Source organism: Anaerobacillus sp. ABR4_321 (assembly GCF_056158505.1).
Map to the genome: position 1 here is coordinate 2,114,042 of NZ_JBSWTK010000001.1, position 15,086 is coordinate 2,129,127.

General features: G+C 39.9%; 17 protein-coding genes, 1 tRNA gene and 1 riboswitch. Of the genes, 14 read left to right on the forward strand and 4 right to left on the reverse strand.

All coding sequences use genetic code 11. The annotated features are described in order from the left end of the window. The first annotated feature begins 83 nt into the window (after positions 1–83). On the forward strand, positions 84–467 hold the full coding sequence (locus ACXADT_RS10920; RefSeq protein ID WP_270179260.1) for a Spx/MgsR family RNA polymerase-binding regulatory protein: 384 nt from the start codon (positions 84–86) through the stop codon (positions 465–467). Positions 468–470: 3 nt separating this feature from the next. Here the strand turns inward: ACXADT_RS10920 and ACXADT_RS10925 are convergent. Beyond that, positions 471–545: transfer RNA gene (locus tag ACXADT_RS10925), tRNA-Gln, on the reverse strand. 264 nt (positions 546–809) lie between these two features. Between ACXADT_RS10925 and ACXADT_RS10930 the strand changes: the two genes are divergently transcribed. From ACXADT_RS10930 to ACXADT_RS10970, 9 genes are all read left to right on the forward strand, one after another. Then, the gene (locus ACXADT_RS10930; RefSeq protein ID WP_474811148.1) at positions 810–1,649 is read left to right on the forward strand and encodes an alpha/beta fold hydrolase; all 840 of its coding nucleotides are present in this window, start codon (positions 810–812) and stop codon (positions 1,647–1,649) included. A 42-nt stretch (positions 1,650–1,691) separates the two neighbouring features. Beyond that, positions 1,692–2,825 (forward strand): competence type IV pilus ATPase ComGA, encoded by a 1,134-nt coding sequence (gene comGA / locus ACXADT_RS10935; RefSeq protein WP_474835207.1) that lies wholly within the window; start codon positions 1,692–1,694, stop codon positions 2,823–2,825. After that, complete coding sequence (gene comGB / locus ACXADT_RS10940) at positions 2,800–3,828, forward strand: competence type IV pilus assembly protein ComGB (protein WP_474835205.1); 1,029 nt, start codon at positions 2,800–2,802, stop codon at positions 3,826–3,828. The genes comGA and comGB overlap by 26 nt, the downstream gene beginning before the upstream one ends. A gap of 17 nt (positions 3,829–3,845) precedes the next feature. Further along, positions 3,846–4,169, forward strand: coding sequence for a competence type IV pilus major pilin ComGC (comGC, locus tag ACXADT_RS10945; protein WP_474814758.1), 324 nt, complete (start codon positions 3,846–3,848; stop codon positions 4,167–4,169). After that, complete coding sequence (gene comGD / locus ACXADT_RS10950) at positions 4,153–4,605, forward strand: competence type IV pilus minor pilin ComGD (protein ID WP_270179256.1); 453 nt, start codon at positions 4,153–4,155, stop codon at positions 4,603–4,605. Before comGC ends, comGD begins: the two co-directional genes overlap by 17 nt. Positions 4,606–4,889: 284 nt before the next feature. Next, positions 4,890–5,315 carry a competence type IV pilus minor pilin ComGF gene (gene comGF / locus ACXADT_RS10955; protein WP_474835203.1) on the forward strand — a complete coding sequence of 142 codons (426 nt, stop codon included), beginning with the start codon at positions 4,890–4,892 and terminating at the stop codon, positions 5,313–5,315. A gap of 13 nt (positions 5,316–5,328) precedes the next feature. Continuing rightward, positions 5,329–5,691, forward strand: coding sequence for a competence type IV pilus minor pilin ComGG (gene comGG, locus ACXADT_RS10960; protein ID WP_474811164.1), 363 nt, complete (start codon positions 5,329–5,331; stop codon positions 5,689–5,691). Further along, complete coding sequence (locus ACXADT_RS10965; RefSeq protein WP_270179253.1) at positions 5,688–6,185, forward strand: shikimate kinase; 498 nt, start codon at positions 5,688–5,690, stop codon at positions 6,183–6,185. Before comGG ends, ACXADT_RS10965 begins: the two co-directional genes overlap by 4 nt. A gap of 55 nt (positions 6,186–6,240) precedes the next feature. After that, positions 6,241–6,420 (forward strand): YqzE family protein, encoded by a 180-nt coding sequence (locus ACXADT_RS10970; protein WP_474811168.1) that lies wholly within the window; start codon positions 6,241–6,243, stop codon positions 6,418–6,420. A 29-nt stretch (positions 6,421–6,449) separates the two neighbouring features. Here the strand turns inward: ACXADT_RS10970 and ACXADT_RS10975 are convergent, their stop codons facing one another. Together ACXADT_RS10975 and ACXADT_RS10980 are read right to left on the reverse strand one after the other, a co-directional pair. Then, positions 6,450–7,226 (reverse strand): YqhG family protein, encoded by a 777-nt coding sequence (locus ACXADT_RS10975; protein ID WP_474811170.1) that lies wholly within the window; start codon positions 7,224–7,226, stop codon positions 6,450–6,452. Continuing rightward, positions 7,204–8,874 carry a DEAD/DEAH box helicase gene (locus tag ACXADT_RS10980; RefSeq protein ID WP_270179250.1) on the reverse strand — a complete coding sequence of 557 codons (1,671 nt, stop codon included), beginning with the start codon at positions 8,872–8,874 and terminating at the stop codon, positions 7,204–7,206. Before ACXADT_RS10980 ends, ACXADT_RS10975 begins: the two co-directional genes overlap by 23 nt. 209 nt (positions 8,875–9,083) lie before the next feature. Beyond that, positions 9,084–9,173, forward strand: a riboswitch (glycine riboswitch). Between the two features lie 199 nt (positions 9,174–9,372). Here ACXADT_RS10980 and gcvT point away from each other — a divergent pair. The 3 genes from gcvT to gcvPB are packed head-to-tail and all read left to right on the forward strand — an operon-like array spanning position 9,373 to position 13,303. Beyond that, positions 9,373–10,473 (forward strand): glycine cleavage system aminomethyltransferase GcvT, encoded by a 1,101-nt coding sequence (gene gcvT, locus ACXADT_RS10985; RefSeq protein ID WP_474835201.1) that lies wholly within the window; start codon positions 9,373–9,375, stop codon positions 10,471–10,473. Between the two features lie 26 nt (positions 10,474–10,499). Then, positions 10,500–11,843 carry an aminomethyl-transferring glycine dehydrogenase subunit GcvPA gene (gene gcvPA / locus ACXADT_RS10990; RefSeq protein WP_474835199.1) on the forward strand — a complete coding sequence of 448 codons (1,344 nt, stop codon included), beginning with the start codon at positions 10,500–10,502 and terminating at the stop codon, positions 11,841–11,843. Beyond that, positions 11,840–13,303: an aminomethyl-transferring glycine dehydrogenase subunit GcvPB gene (gene gcvPB, locus ACXADT_RS10995; protein ID WP_474811173.1), complete on the forward strand. Its 1,464-nt coding sequence runs from the start codon at positions 11,840–11,842 to the stop codon at positions 13,301–13,303. Before gcvPA ends, gcvPB begins: the two co-directional genes overlap by 4 nt. Positions 13,304–13,334: 31 nt before the next feature. On the opposite strand, the gene ACXADT_RS11000 is transcribed toward gcvPB, so the two are convergent. Next, complete coding sequence (locus ACXADT_RS11000; RefSeq protein WP_270179247.1) at positions 13,335–13,709, reverse strand: rhodanese-like domain-containing protein; 375 nt, start codon at positions 13,707–13,709, stop codon at positions 13,335–13,337. 171 nt (positions 13,710–13,880) lie between these two features. Between ACXADT_RS11000 and ACXADT_RS11005 the strand changes: the two genes are divergently transcribed. After that, the gene (locus ACXADT_RS11005; protein ID WP_474835197.1) at positions 13,881–14,711 is read left to right on the forward strand and encodes a lipoate--protein ligase family protein; all 831 of its coding nucleotides are present in this window, start codon (positions 13,881–13,883) and stop codon (positions 14,709–14,711) included. The last annotated feature ends 375 nt before the right edge of the window (positions 14,712–15,086 follow it).

Sequence of the window (15,086 nt, forward strand, 5' to 3'; positions counted from 1 at the left end):
TTTTCTTGTACAATATTTGTTTAATAGTTGTATAATTTGGGTAGAGTTACTTAACGCGAAAAAATGAAAAGGGGAGAAATAAAATGGAAGATAAATTATTATTTTATACGTATCCAAGCTGTACATCATGTAGGAAAACGAAAGCTTGGCTAAAGGAAAATCATGTTGATTTCGAAGAAAGACATTTATTTAAGGATACACCTACTATTGACGAGTTGAAGCAAATTATCACGATGTCAACAGAAGGCATAGAAGAAATCCTAGCAAAAAGAAGCACATCATTCAAAAAGCTCGATATGAACATCGAAGACCTAACTGTGACTGAGATGCTCGAATTGATGCATAATGAACCAAAATTACTAAGAAGACCAATCGTAACAAATGGAAAAAAACTTATTGTTGGATACAATAAATCTGAATTACAGAATTTAAACCAGCGAAAGAAAAGTTTCGCAGTAGTATCATAAAATTGGCTGGGCTAGCTGGATTCGAACCAACGCATGACGGAGTCAAAGTCCGTTGCCTTACCGCTTGGCTATAGCCCAATGCCTGTTTACAAATGTTAGTATGAGCCTATAGTAAAAACTTATACATTTATTTTGGAGTTATTTTAATTACTTGGACCAAAAATAGAAAAAACGGTAATGTCCAACCAGTTTCTTGAATACGATGAAACATAATCTATGTCACAGCGATATGCAGGAAGTTTTTCCGCGTATCGCTTTTTATTGGTTTGTTACATAATTGTGAATTGAGAAGGGTTATTTACCTCCACGATGAAGCTAATATGGTAGAGGGAGGTAATAATAATGGAGTGGGAAATTAAAAACGTTGTGACAGATAGAGGATATTTTGAAGTGTTTGTAAAGGGGAGTGGCTCTCCAATATGTGTGACGCACCTATATTCAGAATTTAATGCGTCAGGGGATTATTTTGCAGATACATTTACAGATCATCACACTGTTTATCTCGTTAACTTAAAAGGTGCCGGAAAATCTTCTGCAGCGGATGAACCTCATGAGTATTTTATGCTCGACACAGTGTTTGATCTAGAATCGATCCGAAAAGAGCTAGGCTACGAAAGCTGGTCATTCGCAGGGCATTCAACGGGAGGAATGCTAGGCTGTGTGTATGGGATCTATGCTACAGAAGGGCTTTCTAAACTAATTCTTGCAGGTGCAGCTGCACGTGAATATGCTTCTTCGTCTAGAAACTGTATCTATCATCGTGAACATCCAGAATATGATGACATGCAGCGTTATATTGAACAATTGAAAAATCCTGCCTTATCTCCAGATGAGCGTCAAACGATCTCAATGAATCGTACAAAACTTTCTCTTTATAACCCAGATCAGTATGAAGAATTATTTTCTAAGGGAATACATAAGGGGCTTTCGGCAGTAAGGATGAATTTTTTTGCTAGAGAAATCATGCACTTCGATGTCACGAGACAGCTCAAGAAGATAACCGCGCCTGCGATGATCCTATGTGGTAAGCATGATGTGCAGTGTCCATTACCTTTTTCACAAGAAATGGCTGACAGTATTCAAAACTCAGAGTTCGTTGTTTTTCATGAAAGTAATCATTATCCATTCCTTGAAGAGCGGAAAAAGTTTCAAAAAGTCATACAAGATTTTCTTGAAAGGTAAGAAGGAATAAAGAATCAGGTAACGAATACTTCTTCTTACGGTTTGAAAAGTGTCGTTTTCTGCCGTCATATCGAAGCGGAAGAAGGTGTATTTTATCTGAACATCGAAGCAAAAGGCCAAGAAATTATCAAACAAGCAGTGGAGGTGGGAGCATCAGACGTTCATTTTCATCCTAAAGAAAAGGGAACGTTGATCCAATTTCGAGTGGATAATAAGCTTTATGATGCAATGTGGCTCTCATCTTCAATAAGTCAAAAGGTGTTATCACATTTTAAATTCCTTAGTGGAATGGATATTGGAGAGAAACGTCGTCCACAAAACGGAGCGATGGACATTGTTCTTTATCCCCATCGTTTTCACCTTCGTTTATCTACAATCCCTACGCCATATCACGAAAGTCTCGTACTCCGCATTCTCCCACAAGATGAAACACATGCCTTTAAAGAACTCTTCTTATTTCCTACAATAGCAAACCGTCTCCTTCAAATTGTCAGCTACAATAGTGGGCTTTTCATGATTACGGGCCCAACAGGCTCTGGAAAAACTACTACGCTTTATTCTCTTCTGCAAACCCTCAGTGTAAAACGCCAGCGTCGTGTATTAACGATCGAGGATCCTATTGAGAAACGAAACCCTGACTTTATACAAATGGAAGTGAATGAAAAAGCAGGGCTGTCTTTCTATGAGGGGTTTAAAGCAGGACTACGACATGATCCAGACATACTAGTCGTTGGTGAAATTAGAGATGAGAAGACAGCGCAGCTTGCGATAAGAGCAAGCATGACAGGGCACTTAGTTGTATCTACCCTCCATACAGGCAGTACGCTTGAGTGCATCCCCCGCCTTCTTGAGTTTGGCATCCCCCTTAGCTATATCGCACAAACCCTTAGAGGAGTAGTGACACAAAGACTCGTCCCTATTAAATGCCCTTTTTGTGAAGTTTGTTCACTTGAATGCTTAAAGAGAAGAAAGCACCGAAAACTCGCGGTCGTTGAAATACTTGCCGGTTTACATCTCCAAAAAGCACTTCATGATCCGACGCTCCTTTCAATACAAGGTCAAACGACGATTAAGGATTATGTTCTCAGAGCGTATGCCCTCGGATTTATCGATAAAGAAACTGTTGAAAGAGAATTGGGGTTATGGAACCGTGTATCGATCCAAATGGAGGCTTGAGCAGAAAGCTGATTTTCTTTGTCGCACAGGTAAGATGCTAAGAGAAGGGTACACATTAGGGAATGCCCTCGAAGTTTATTCGATTTATCAAAAAGATCATATTAAGAAGAACATCCAAACGATGATCATTCGTCTAAAAGAGGGAAACGCATTCCACGATGTACTATCCGAGTTTCAATTTCCAGATGATATCCTCTCTTATCTGTGTATGTCTGAACAGCGTGATTTCGCTAATGGCATTGTTGCTTCAGGAGAATTGATGAAGAAGAGGAGTGAATGGCAGAAGCGACTGAGAAGTACCCTTGCATATCCCATCATCTTATTCTGGATGACAGCTGTTATGCTGTTCATTGTAGGCCACTACTTATTACCGAAGTTCAATGTTCTCTACCAGTCCCTCGATGTTCCTCTTCCTATCGTTTCACGTCTCTTCATGTATCTTATCCAACTAACCCCACTATTTTTAACTTTATTAGTTTGCACGATGATCGTAAGCTATCTTTTTTTCGTCATGAAACAAAGACAGTCGTCTGCTGTTGCAAAAATCCAAATGTATTGTAAGCTCCCATTCGTAAAAACCTTCCTTCCAATATACATCACTCATCATCTTACTCTTCATCTAGGTTTGTTATTGAATAGTGGATTATCAATTTCAGCTGCGTTCGAGCTACTACGAAGACAATCTCACTTCATCCTTTTACAAGAAGAAGCACACCGGATTTCGATTTCACTTTTGAAAGGGGAGAAGCTAGAAGGTTTGTTCGAATGTAAAAGCCTCTATGTTCAAGAAGTAAAAGAAATTTTCATGCATGGACAAGCGAGCGGTAATTTGGGCAAGGAGTTAATACTTTATGGGGAGGTGATGGGGGAAAGGTTTGAAGAGCTTGTAAGAAAAGGATTTTTGGTATTGCAGCCTATTAGTTTTGTTGGAGTAGGTGTAGTAGTTATGCTGATGTTTATGTCGATATTATTACCGATGTTTTATTATTTGCAATCTATCTAGGAGAGGAACATGTGTCGATGAGAATACTTATAAAAAACGAAGCGGGTTTTACACTGATCGAAATGATGATCGTGATCATGATCATTTCGATGCTATTATTAATTGCTGTGCCAAGTTTAACGAAGAATAACGAAGTGGTTGGTGAAAAAAGCTGTGATGCAACAGTCAAAGTGGTTAAGGCTCAAGTTGCAGCCTATAAAGCTGACAACGACAGTTTGCCTACTTCGATCAGTACGTTAACGAGTGAGGGCTATTTAGAAGAAGGAGCAACGGTATGTCCGAGTGGAGAAGCGATTACAATAGATGGTAGTGGGGTTGTATCTGTTGAGAGTACATCGTGATCAGCTGTCTTGTTCTGGTTATACATTAATCGAAATCTTGATCGTTTTATCCGTGTTCTCTATTTTGCTTGGAATGGTGATTTTGCAAATCACACCCACTCAGACAGCCTCTTCCACACGGCAATTCCTCGAAAAATTACAATCTGATATACGGTATACACAGCAATTAGCGTATAGCACAGGTAAACCTCATCGTTTGTCTATCGCTCCATCCTCACACACATATACCATCATCAATAATGCAGCGAACGTAGTGAAATCAGTTAAACTCCCAGAGAATATTACAATTCATCAGGGCACATTAGGACATCAAATCATTTATGTCGGGAGTGGGAATATACAAAAAGCAGGAACACTATTGATCAGTGATGGCAAGGAGGAATATAAACTTGTCGTTCAGCTTGGAGCGGGTCGTTTTTATATTGAGAAAAAATAATGGGTACACACTGATGGATGCGCTGGTTGGTTTGACGATCCTGACCACACTCTCCATAAGTATCTTACCTCTATACACCCTCCTATATGAGAAGCGCATCATTACATCACAACGAGTAGAGAGTCTAACGATTTTGGATGGAGTCTGGACTGACTATGTTCTACTACATTTACCGCCCCCTACTATGATTGAAAAAGAAACAGAAATTTATATGGTTGATTTGGAGCATAATCGGTTGTGCGTTAAGTCGCAAAACGGTAAGGGTGTCTGTCGGAGTTTACCTCATGGTTCGTAGCGAGAAAGGGTTTACTTTGATCGAAGTATTGATCACGCTTATGGTAGTACTTGTTTTGATTGGGCTACTTCCATCCTTGATGGTAGCATCTGTAAGACCAACAGGTTTGGATTATCACCTTGAAGAAGAACAGCTCTTTCATTCGTTGCTATCAAGAGAGGTTAGAGGAGCAACCGCTGTGGTAACGAATGGGAAGCAGCTCACCCTTACTAGCGCAATGGGAGACACCATTTTATATGAACAGTACGGAAATGTAATAAGGCGGCGTGTGAATGGAGCAGGTCACGAAGTTGTACTACAAAAAGTGAAGACGATAAAAGTTTTAGTGCAGGGTCAGCGTGTTATCGTTACCTTCGAATTTTCTAACGGATCTAAAAAGGAGGAAATGTATTATCAAATGGGAGGAGCGTCTTAACGAGAGAGGATACATGACGGCAACCATGATGTTAGTAAGCACGCTACTGATTGGATACATGCTTCACCTTAGTACGATTACAGCAAGTGAACGAGCATTTGTTGAACAAAAGGAATTGCACCTTAACAAGGTAGCCTTGCTAGTTCTTGGTATGAAAGATACAATTTTATATATACAAAAAAGTGGAACGATTTATGGAGAAAAAAGCTTTGCCTATAAAGAAGGTACGTTGATTGCCAAAATTACCTCGATCTCAGATAGTGATCAACAAATTATTTTGACTGGCGTAACCGCTTCAGGTCAGCAAACATCCGTAACGTTCTACTATGATCGATTAAATAACAAAGTGTTGAAGTGGGGAGACGAGTTAGGATGAGAGCAGTATACTTAACAGGGTTCATGGGATCTGGTAAAACATCTGTAGCTTATCAGTTGGCAAAAGAACTATCGATGCCTCTTGTTGATACAGATGAAACGATCGTTTCTGAAACGGGGAAAGAGATTTCTTCGATCTTCGAAAATGAAGGTGAGGAAGCCTTTAGGGAGTATGAGACAGCTACCCTTAAAAAATTACCAGTAGAAAATGTCATCGTTAGTACGGGTGGTGGCATCATATTAAAAGAAGAAAATCGGAATCTTATGAAACAAAATGGAAAGGTGATCTATTTACACTGCGAACCGCGCGAAATCGTAAAACGACTTGAAGGTGATTCTTCAAGACCGTTGCTCGATGTTAAGAATCGAAGCGAGCAGATTGAAAAGATTTTTTCTGAGCGGATTTCATTTTACGAAGATGCGCATGAAACGATTGATACAACTAACTTAACAGTAGAGGAAGTCGTTGAACAAATAAAGCGTTTAATCGGTTAAATGTAGCAAGAAGTGGACATCCTAAAGCTAGAATAACGTAAAGGGTGATCCTGATATGTCCTCGAATGATTTAGTGAAATTTATGACGCAGCAAGTTGTTTCTTATATAGATCAGCCAAAAGAAGAAAGAGTAAACCAGAGGGAGAAACGAAAAGCGGCCAAGCAGCCTTTTCTATTTCGATGGTTTGGCGTTATTCCGATGGCGATCGGCATGTTTATAAGAAGGAAGAAATAATGCTCGGACCCATTGTCCGAGCATTTTTATTATGGGGAAAGATAAAAGATACCTCCGTTAATAACCTCCGCTGTAATGACTGGCTCATATTGTTTTCGTAGTGCTTCTTTTTCAACAGCATAGCTTTCAGCATCAACATTATCTTCATAAAATTGATCGAGTAGTATCTGATCTGCAGCCCACCTTTTTTTCGCCTCTTCAGACCATGAATGATCTTCTTTGGCGATTACCATTTCAACAACTTTCTCGAGCCGTGCGATTCCGCTTGCTGGTTTAATGATCGGACTGATTGTGAACGTGTAGTCAGGAATTTTTGGAGTTAAGTTCTTTTCATTAAGTTTGTCATGAAAATCATCTACTACTGTTCCACTAACAAGGTGTAGACCGAGTGACAGGAGACGGTCTTTTTTTCGATCACACCGATAAGAAACTTTAACGTTCAAACATAGCCATGGGTGAAGAGGAGAGTGCTGCTGTGACGTGGATTGAATGTTTTCATAAAGCCGTATGAACGATGCTAGTTTTTTTGTTGATGAAAAGATTTGATGAAGCCTTGGTGCTCCGAAGTGGACGAACTCTCCTTTAATCTCATCCTCATCCTGGTTCGTGATCAACGTTAACGACATTGGATTAGGTGTTCCACCTGTCTTTTCTAGATAATGCCAATAAAAAGGGCGGTTCATCAATTCTTTGTCTAAATCGACCGTCAGTTGAACAGAAAGGACTCCTTGTTTTTCTTGTATGATTGGACAATCGTTCGCAAGAAAGTATGAGCGTAAATAGTTATGAATATTTTCTTGTTGCATCACTTTCCTCCTTGTGATAATTGATCAATTCTTTTATGTTGTCCATTTTAATGCGGATTTCACCCTCACTTTCAGAATGAAGTAAGATATCAGAAATATGTTTTTCGATATCACGCATACCCAAACGGGTCAGGATTTCATCCAATTGTCCTATGACGCTTTCAAATAACTGGATCTTTTCATAAAGAAGTGAAAGGATGTGTTCTTCGACGGTATTTTTCGTAGCAAAATTATAAATATGAACGTCTCCTTCTTGTCCCAATCGGTGAATTCGCCCAATACGTTGTTCGATTCTCATTGGGTTCCAAGGAAGGTCATAGTTAATGATGTGCTGGCAGAACTGTAGGTTTATTCCTTCACCACCTGCTTCTGTCGCAATCAATACTTTGGCGTGATTTTTAAAAAGTTCTTTCATCCAGTCTTTTTTGCTGCGCTTGAACCCTCCTCGAAACGGAACAGATGAAATACCATGCTGTTGAAGAAACCACTGCAGATAAAGCTGAGTAGCACGATACTCTGTAAAGATGATTACTTTCCCATCGATTGATTGAATGATTTCAAGCGCTTTTTCGGCTTTCGAGTTTGAAGGAATCGTTTCGATCTTCTTCATAAGTTCTAAAATGATGGACTCTGTGTTGTCTTCTATCGTCTCTTTTTCAAGCATCTTCTTAAGCGTCATGTAAGCCGCTTCACGGCTAGAACATATTTCACGAAGCAACGTAATGATAGAAAACTGGCTTCTTGTAGCAACTGGATGTTGTTTTAAACTTTCCACAGCTCTATATAGGGATTCTTCTTCATCGCTTAAGTGGATCGGTACAGTTTTTACAATGCGTTCTGGCCAGTCCATCTCAGTATCTTGTCTTCTATTACGAACCATAACCTTTTGGATCAACGTACGTAAGCGTTCTTCGTCCTCGATGCTTTTTTCTTTCCCCTTATAATCCTTCTCAAAATGTTCATAGCTTCCAAGGTGCCCTGGTTTTAATAATGATACGAGGTTAAAAACTTCCTCCAACCGATTTTGAACAGGTGTTGCAGTAAGGAGAAGACAGAATTTCTTTTGTAGGTGTTGGACAAATTCATAGTTTTTAGTACGGCTATTCTTCAGTCGGTGAGCCTCATCGATAATTACCATATCGTAGTCTTGTTCATAGACGATCGAACGGTGTGGTTCTCGTTTTGCCGTATCGATTGATGAAACAACAACATCGCATTGATCCCAAACATAACTTTTTCTTTGAACGACAGCAGGTATGTAAAACTTTTGATTCAATTCCATCGCCCATTGTGAGACAAGTGACGCAGGTACAAGGATGAGTACTTTTTTTACAAGTCCTCTTATCATGTATTCTTTGATGATGAGTCCAGCTTCAATCGTTTTTCCTAACCCTACCTCATCTGCAAGGATTGCTTTGCCGTTCATGTCTTCTACTACTCTTCTTGCGGCTTCAAGTTGATATGGATGAGGCGTCAAATGAGGAAGGTGAGCTGGAGCCTGTAATCCCGTAAATGAGGGGATCGTCGTATGTCTTTCTGCTTCTATCGCTAGTTTAAAAAGTTCCCAGTTTGTCCATGGGCCATCATCTTCTATGTGTTTTAGAAAATCAGATTTCCATTCCTCGTTAAAGGCTAGTTCCATCCTCATTATGAAAACCCTCTCTTAATAATTGTTATTCACGAATCTTAAAAGGAAATGGTTGCTTATTGTTCGTGATTTATCCACTTGTGATAATACTCTTATTCTTAAAAATATTGTTGCCAATGCATTAATGGTAGTGGTAGGATTGAAATCGAAAGCACTATTAGTATGAAACAAACAGTATCATCCAATACCTTAAAACTGAAAATTGGCGAATGAAAGCAAGAGGAGAGACTGTCGCAGGACAGCGCCGAAGGAGCAAGCGATTATGTGAATCTCTCAGGCAAAAAGACTCTTGCTAGACGCACCTCTGGAGAGAGCTATTTTAGCCGCCAAAGATGTAATTCCCTTATCTTGGGAAGAAACTTTCAGGTCAACAGGACAGAGAAACTATGCTGCAAACAGCGGGTTTTTCTGTCTTTTTTTTGTGCTTGGTAAGATGGTTTTATGAAGTCTCTCTTTTGTAGAAAGAAAGCACTGAGGTAAAAATCAAGGAGGGTAATGATGGAAACGTTATTGAAAACACCGTTATATGATACCTATAAAGCTATGGGAGCGAAGACGATTGACTTTGGAGGATGGGCTCTGCCAGTTCAATTCTCGAGTATAAAAGAAGAGCACCATGCTGTAAGAAATAAAGCAGGACTATTCGATGTTTCTCACATGGGTGAAATCGAAGTAAGAGGTGAAGGTGCATTAAGCTACCTTCAGAAAATGATGACCAACGATGTGAGTAAGCTTAAAGTAAACGGTGCTCAATACACAGCGATGTGTTATGAAGATGGTGGAACAGTCGATGATCTCCTTGTATACAAGTTTTCTGATACTCATTACTTATTAGTCGTGAACGCAGCGAATATTGAAAAAGATTATGACTGGTTGAACAAGCATGTCGATGGAAACGTTTCACTTGAAAACAAATCCGAAGAGATGGCTCAGCTTGCGATTCAAGGACCAGAAGCGGAGAAAATTTTACAGCGTTTGACTGAGGCTGATTTAAGTGAAATTGGATTCTTTAAATTTAGGGATGAAGTCGATCTATCAGGTGTAAAGTCTTTAGTTTCGAGAACGGGTTATACAGGAGAAGATGGTTTCGAAATCTATTGTGCTTCTGCAGATGCTCCTAAGCTATGGAACCTAATCCTAAAAGAAGGAGAATCAGAAGGGATCTTACCTTGTGGGCTTGGAGCAAGAGATACGCTTCGTTTCGAAGCGAAGCTCGCCCTGTATGGTCAAGAATTAACGAAGGATATTTCTCCATTAGAAGCTGGAATCGGATTTGCTGTTAAGACGAAGAAAGAAGAGGACTTTATTGGTAAAGAAGCTCTTGTTTCACAGCGTGAGAATGGTCTTGAGCGTAAGCTAATAGGTATAGAAATGATCGATCGAGGTATTCCTCGTACGCATTACAAGGTTTATATTGGTGAGGAGCTTATTGGAGAGGTAACAACAGGTACTCAATCGCCTACGCTACAGAAGAACGTTGGACTAGCATTATTGAAGAAAGAATATACAGAACTTGGTACGGTAGTAGAAGTTGAAGTAAGAAAGAAGCGGTTAAAAGCAAAGGTAGTTTCAACACCATTTTATAAAAGACAGAAATAAATGGGAAACAACGAGGAGGAGAATACATGAAACATCGCTATCTGCCTACAACGGAACAAGACAAAAAAGAGATGCTCGAAACAATCGGTGTGAATTCAATAGAAGAATTATTTGCAGATATTCCTGAATCTGTTCGATTTAAAGGAGATCTACAAGTAGAAAAGCAGCTTTATGAGCCAGAACTGATCCGCTATATGTCTAAGCTCGCTTCAAAAAATGTGAACACGATTGAAAATGCCTCGTTTCTAGGAGCTGGCGTCTATGATCATGCGATCCCTTCCGTGGTAGATCACGTGATCAGGAGATCTGAATTTTATACTGCATATACGCCATATCAACCTGAGATTTCACAGGGTGAACTTCAGGCCATCTTCGAATTCCAAACGATGATCTGTGAACTAACTGGAATGGATGTAGCGAACTCTTCTATGTATGATGGTCCAACTGCGCTTGCTGAAGCTGGATTATTGAGTGCAGGACAAACAAAGAAGAAAAAGATCATCGTATCAAAATCCGTTCATCCAGAAGCTAGAGCTGTTATCGACACTTATTCAAAAGGGCAGCATCTACATGTAGTTGAAGTAGATTCGGTTAATGGAGTAACGGACCTTGAAAAGTTGAAAGAAGAAATGGATGATGAAACGGCATGTGTGATGGTTCAATATCCTAATTTCTTTGGCCAGTTGGAACCTCTTCCAGAACTTGAAAAGATCGTTCACGAGTACAAATCGATGTTCGTGGTATCAAGTAATCCATTGTCGCTCGGGCGTTTGACACCTCCAGGAGAATTAGGTGCCGATATCGTTGTAGGTGACTGTCAGCCATTTGGAATTCCTGCACAATTTGGGGGACCGCACTGCGGGTATTTCGCAGTAACGAAAAAATTGATGAGAAAAGTGCCGGGACGCTTGGTAGGTGAAACAAAGGATGAAGAAGGTCAGCGAGGATTTGTACTAACGTTACAAGCGCGCGAACAGCATATCCGCAGAGATAAAGCTACTTCTAATATTTGTTCCAATCAAGCTTTGAACGCGCTAGCTTCATCTGTAGCAATGAGTGCTCTCGGTAAAGAGGGTGTTCGAAAAATGGCAGAACAAAATATCAAAAAAGCTCATTATGCAAAAACACAGTTAGAAAAAGCAGGAGTTGCTACTGTATTTGATGGTGTTTACTTCAATGAGTTTGTTGTGAAACTGAACGGTTCTGTTAAGGAATTGAACAAAAAATTGCTGACTAAAGGCATCATTGGCGGATACGACTTAGGACGTGATTATCCTGAATACGAGAACCATATGCTTGTAGCGGTTACAGAAAACCGTACGAAAGAAGAAATCGATACGTTTGTAAAAGAAGTGGGGGGAGCGCAATGAATACGAACCAAGACCAATCATTAATATTTGAACTTAGTGAACCTGGGCGAATTTCTTATAGTCTTCCGGAGCTTGATGTCCCTGAATTAGATTTAAACGAGTGGCTACCTGAAGAATTTAACCGTCAAAATGAACCAGAGCTCCCTGAAGTATCTGAACTTCAATTGATGCGTCATTACACTGCACTATCAAAACGCAATCACGGTGTGGATTCTGGTTTTTATCCGCTTGGTTCATGTACGATGAAGTACAACCCAAAAATTAATGAAGACGTAGCAAGATACCCAGGATTTGCGTTCATTCATCCACTTCAAGAGGAGGACACAGTCCAAGGTGCGCTTGAGATGATGTACAATCTCCAGCAAAACTTGGTAGCTGTTACAGGAATGGATGAGGTGACTCTACAGCCAGCTGCAGGTGCTCATGGGGAATGGACTGGTCTGATGATGATCCGTGCGTATCATGAAGCAAACGGAGATTTTAATCGTACGAAGGTAATCGTTCCTGACTCCGCTCATGGAACCAACCCAGCTTCAGCAACAGTTGCTGGATTTGAAGCTGTTACAGTGAAATCGAATGAAAAAGGTATTGTAGACCTTGAAGACCTTAAGCGAGTAGTCGATGAGGATACTGCAGCTTTGATGCTTACAAACCCTAATACTCTTGGATTGTTTGAAGAGGATATCATCGAAATGGCTCAGATTATTCATTCAGCCGGCGGGAAGTTATATTATGATGGTGCGAACATGAATGCCATCATGGGAGCTGCTCGTCCAGGAGATATGGGCTTCGATGTGGTTCATTTAAACCTTCATAAGACGTTTACTGGCCCTCACGGAGGTGGAGGTCCTGGTTCAGGCCCTGTTGGAGTTAAAGCAGACTTAGTTCCTTATCTACCAAAGCCAGTTTTAGTAAAAGAAGAAGATGCGTACAGATTCGATTATGATCGTCCTGATTCGATCGGACGCGTAAAACCGTACTACGGCAATTTCGGAATTAATGTTCGCGCATATACGTATATTCGTACGATGGGTCCTGAAGGATTAAAACAAGTGTCAGAAAATGCTGTTTTGAATGCTAATTATATGATGAGACGCTTACAGGATGCATTCGTGCTCCCTTATACTCAGCATTGTAAGCATGAGTTTGTCATTTCAGGCAAGAAGCAAAAGAAACTCGGGGTTAGAACGTTAGATATGGCGAAGAGGCTGCTAGACTTTGGCTATCATCCTCCGACGATCTATTTCCCAATCAACGTTGAAGAATGTATGATGATTGAGCCAACAGAAACGGAATCGAAAGAAACGTTAGATGAATTCTGTGATCGCCTCCTCCAAATTGCAAAAGAAGCAGAAGAGAATCCAGAAATCGTCCAGGAAGCTCCACATACAACAGTAATCAAAAGGCTCGATGAAACGACTGCAGCAAGAAAACCAATCTTACGCTACCAAAAAGCATAACAAAAAGCAGCTGCACACAAGCAGCTGCTTTTTACTTTTTCTTCTTAACTTTGCCGCCCCATTTTTTGAAGCCGCCTTTTAATTGATAAAGATCACGAATACCGTTTTTCTTAAGCATGCTTGCAGCACGCGCAGTGATGATTCCATTATGATCATACATATAAACAGGTTGATCTTTACGGATTTCTTTCATTCTCATCTTAAGCTGACTAACTGGAATATTTCTTGCACCGAGGATATGACCATTTTCGAAATCTTTTGGTTCCCGAATATCGATTAACTGGGCTTTTCGATAACCTGCCCTAAACTCTTCCTCGGTTAGCGTTTTCAAGTTCTTTTTTTGTAGAAATCTCGAAATGACTACATATACAATGATTGCAACTAGTAACGCGATAATCCATTCCATTATTCCGTACACCCTTTCAACTAAAATCGACAATACTAAGTTTACACGTCTTTTCGTTTTTCCGCAAAAAGAAAATAACAAATTAGGAGGAAAGTTTATTGGTTATCTCGTTATAGCTTTGCTAAACTAAACGAGTATGGTGGAAATATGGAAAGATAAAGGAGTATTTGTATGAGGCAATGGGCATTTATTAATTCAGGAGATCGTTCTCCTGCCTATAATATGGCACTTGATGAAGCATTATTAAAATGGCATAGCGAAGGGTTGATCCCTCCCGTTATCCGGTTTTATGGATGGGACCCAGCTACTCTATCAGTTGGCTATTTCCAGCAAGTAGATCGAGATATTGACCTTACAGCAGTTGAAAGATACAATATGGGTTTTGTAAGAAGACCTACCGGTGGACGTGCTGTACTGCACGATAAAGAAGTTACATATAGTGTAATCGTAAATGAAGATTATCCAAACATGCCAAAAACCGTTACTGAAGCCTATAGGGTGATCTCTGAAGGACTGAGGTTGGGCTTTGTTGAGTTAGGACTAGATGCGTACTTTGCCATTCCACAATCTGAAGAGGAGAAAGCTGAACTCCGCTCGCCAAGGTCTGGCGTTTGCTTCGATTCCCCTTCTTATTATGAACTAGTCGTTGAAGGGAGGAAGGTCGCAGGGAGTGCACAGACGAGGCAAAAGGGTGTTATTCTTCAGCACGGCTCTATCCTACTAGATATTGATGAGGACAAACTATTCGATTGTTTCAAATTTAAAAATGAGCGGATACGTGAAAGAATGCAACGCGGCTTTAGAAAGAAAGCAGTAGCGATAAATGCTTTAAGAAGTGAACCAGTGTCAACAAATGATGCGATCCAGGCATTCTATAATGGATTCGAAGAAGGTCTTGGAATTGAACTCGTGCCGTATGAGCTCTCAGATGAGCAGGAAGCTTATGTGAATAACCTTGCTGAAGAGCGCTATATGAGCGATGAGTGGAATTATAAAAAATGAGCATCCGAACTGGATGCTTTTTCATATTGACTTCATGAGAACAAGTGTTCTATTCTAAAGAAAGGTACATATAACTATTAAAAACACGATGGTAAAAAAAGCAATTAACGAAATTTCTCTTTTTATAGGGTTATGAGCTGTCCTGCTATCATAATCGATTGTTTTCAATGAAAATCGCTCGATTTGAAAGTTGACAAATTTAGTTGAATCATGGCGAATCACTATATATAGTGTTTGATAAATAAATTAAAGTACTATATGTAGTTTAAAATGATTGTCTCGTGAATGGACATGTGCTACTATTAATCCAGATGATACTTAAGAGTTTTTACATCGCTGTTGTAAGAGATAAAAGATTTTGAAACGGAGGGGTTC